This is a genomic window from Melioribacteraceae bacterium 4301-Me (assembly GCA_041538185.1).
Classification (GTDB): domain Bacteria; phylum Bacteroidota; class Ignavibacteria; order Ignavibacteriales; family Melioribacteraceae; genus Pyranulibacter; species Pyranulibacter aquaticus.
The window spans coordinates 1-1168 of record JBGORM010000019.1; the positions used below are offsets into that span (position 1 = coordinate 1).

General features: G+C 34.5%; 1 protein-coding gene. It reads left to right on the forward strand.

The window, feature by feature from the left end:
* Positions 1–12 precede the first annotated feature (12 nt).
* The coding region (locus ABRY23_14380) for a hypothetical protein (GenBank protein ID MFA3784243.1) at positions 13–1168 on the forward strand (1156 nt) is incomplete at its 3' end.

Here is a 1168-nt window from a genome sequence, read left to right on the forward strand (position 1 = left end):
AGGAGAATAACAATGAAAAAGTTCATGTTGTTAGTTCTCATACTTGTATTATTAACTAGCATGAGTCTTGCTCAAAAAATAATAAGGGGCTCAGCATATTTAATGGGCTCGGGCACAAACATTGTCAAAGAAGTAATAATTGATAATAAAAAAGTGATTAGTACGAATTATTATTCAGGGGCTTTATATGCCATTGGATATGATTTTATTAGCGGTTCATCTGACACAACTCAAAATACATACAGAACATATTTCGAGTTTGACTTAAGTTCTATCCCAACTACTGCAACAATTGATACTGTTGAAGTAGATTATATTAATGGAATTAGTGGTTATACACTTAAGTTAACACAAGTTGCAACAATAAATCCTAATGACGATGCTGCAAACTGGGCTGCGATAGGAAATGGAAGCACACTTCATTCGGGATTACCTTACAATGGGTCCAGCTTTATTTCAAATTCAATTAAAACTGTTATTCAAAACTCACTTCCAAATAGAAAAATAATTATTGGTGCTTTATCAGAAGCTGAAACTACAGATGGTTCCTTTACAAGCATGACTTTAAATTTAGATGTTAAATACAGATATCCTGCCGCCTTGTTAACTCTGCAAGCTCGTAATGATTTATATGGTAGCAATGGTGGAAATATTGGCGTTGGTATATACCCAAATGCAGCGGTCTCTTATCCGAGTCCTTATACCATACCAAATGTGTATGAAACAGACCGTCTTAATCTTGCAGCTTATGATAATCAGATGGTCAATGGGAAGATTTGGTTCTTTAACGATACTGAATATCCGTGTGAAAAAAGTCATTGGTATAAAGATAAATTCGGAACTCTTAATGACTTAGGTCAGTTATATTCGTTTACAACTAGCCCATTAACAATGGATGATAACGGAGCTTCTTTTGTGGCGTATTTAAAAACGACATCATATACAACAAATGGAATAATTTCTTCAAATGAAAAATGGTTTTCTGATGTAACATTAACTGGTAATGTTTATGTTCCTAGCGGTGTAACATTAACAATAACTTCTTGTGCAACTGTTAATTTCAACGGCTACGGTATTTTACTTTACGGCGGCACCGTGAACTTTCAAGGCGGAGACCCTAATTGTGTTTACTTAAAACAAAGCGGCTCGTTAAAAGGATACTTTGGAA